Raw genomic sequence first — 1,690 nt, 5'->3', positions numbered from 1 at the left:
CGCCGGCAGACACAACCAACAAGACCCCACAACCCCACACACGCAACCCCTGCCGGGTAATTACACGCACATGGTTTAGCCTCCTCCGCGTTCGCTCGCCACTACTAACGGAATATCTCTTCCTGCGGGTACTGAGATGTTTCACTTCCCCGCGTTCCCCCCAATCACCCTATATATTCAAGTGATGGTAACCAGAAACAAACCTGGCTAGGTTCCCCCATTCGGAAACCCCCGGATCAAAGCTCGCTCGCCAACTCCCCGAGGATTATCGCAGGCCGCTACGTCCTTCATCAGCTCAAGGTGCCAAGGCATCCACCGAATGCCCGTAAAAACTAAAAACAACACTAAAAACAAGTGCTCATAGTTAAATAACACAATGAATAAGCAATACAAAAATAATGTTAATCATCAAAAAAATATTTTTTAGATGCTCGCAACCACTATACAATTCACCAACAACCCCACCACACCAAAAGCCAAGCAACCACCACAACACAACATGTTCAAGTGGCCCCCACCCCCGGTGAGCGAAACCAACAAACCCACACACACCCAAGCAACCACAACAGTGGAAACAAAGAACGCGTGCAAAAACGGGTGTTAGCAGAAAACCTGATAGCATGCCGCCGTAAAAAACGTTTACAAGCAAAACAGCCTAAGCCCAATCCCAAAAGACTGCTATTCTTCCTGCCACTCCCCCACCCAACCAAACACAGCTGGGAAATAAACACTAAGAGGAGGTTGTCTCACAAAAAATATCCTTAGAAAGGAGGTGATCCAGCCGCACCTTCCGGTACGGCTACCTTGTTACGACTTCGTCCCAATCGCCAATCCCACCTTCGACCACTCCCCCCACAAACGTGGTTAGGCCATGAGCTTCGGGTGTTACCAACTTTCGTGACGTGACGGGCGGTGTGTACAAGACCCGAGAACGTATTCACCGCAGCAATGCTGATCTGCGATTACTAGCGACTCCACCTTCACGTAGTCGAGTTGCAGACTACGATCCGAACTGAGAACGGCTTTGGGGATTAGCTCCACCTCACGGTATTGCAACCCACTGTACCGCCCATTGTAGCATGCGTGAAGCCCAAGACATAAGGGGCATGATGATTTGACGTCATCCCCACCTTCCTCCGAGTTAACCCCGGCAGTCTCTAGAGAGTCCCCAACATTACTTGCTGGCAACACTAGACAAGGGTTGCGCTCGTTGCGGGACTTAACCCAACATCTCACGACACGAGCTGACGACAACCATGCACCACCTGCACACCAGCCACAAAGGGAAACCCTATCTCTAAGGTCGTCCGGTGCATGTCAAGCCTTGGTAAGGTTCTTCGCGTTGCATCGAATTAATCCGCATGCTCCGCCGCTTGTGCGGGTCCCCGTCAATTCCTTTGAGTTTTAGCCTTGCGGCCGTACTCCCCAGGCGGGGCACTTAATGCGTTAGCTACGTCGCGGAAACCAACAAAAGCCCCCACAACTAGTGCCCAACGTTTACAGCGTGGACTACCAGGGTATCTAATCCTGTTCGCTCCCCACGCTTTCGCTCCTCAGTGTCAGTAACGGCCCAGAGACCCGCCTTCGCCACCGGTATTCCTCCTGATATCTGCGCATTCCACCGCTACACCAGGAATTCCAGTCTCCCCTACCGCACTCAAGCCTGCCCGTACCCACCGCAAGCCCAGGG

2 rRNA genes (1 of these 2 cut by a window edge) are annotated in these 1,690 nt (G+C 52.3%); both read right to left on the bottom strand.

Features of this window, described 5'->3' with window-relative positions:
* Positions 1 to 325, bottom strand: a 23S ribosomal RNA gene (locus HMPREF0044_RS08040); it reaches 2,398 nt to the left of the window's first position.
* Between the two features lie 440 nt (positions 326 to 765).
* Positions 766 to 1,690: ribosomal RNA gene (locus HMPREF0044_RS00005) — 16S ribosomal RNA — on the bottom strand; the annotation flags it as partial.

Origin of the sequence: Gleimia coleocanis DSM 15436 (assembly GCF_000159015.1) — a bacterium.
Lineage (GTDB): Bacteria > Actinomycetota > Actinomycetes > Actinomycetales > Actinomycetaceae > Gleimia > Gleimia coleocanis.
Note: the sequence above shows the minus strand (reverse complement) of the source record. Positions and strands in the feature narration are given on the sequence as shown.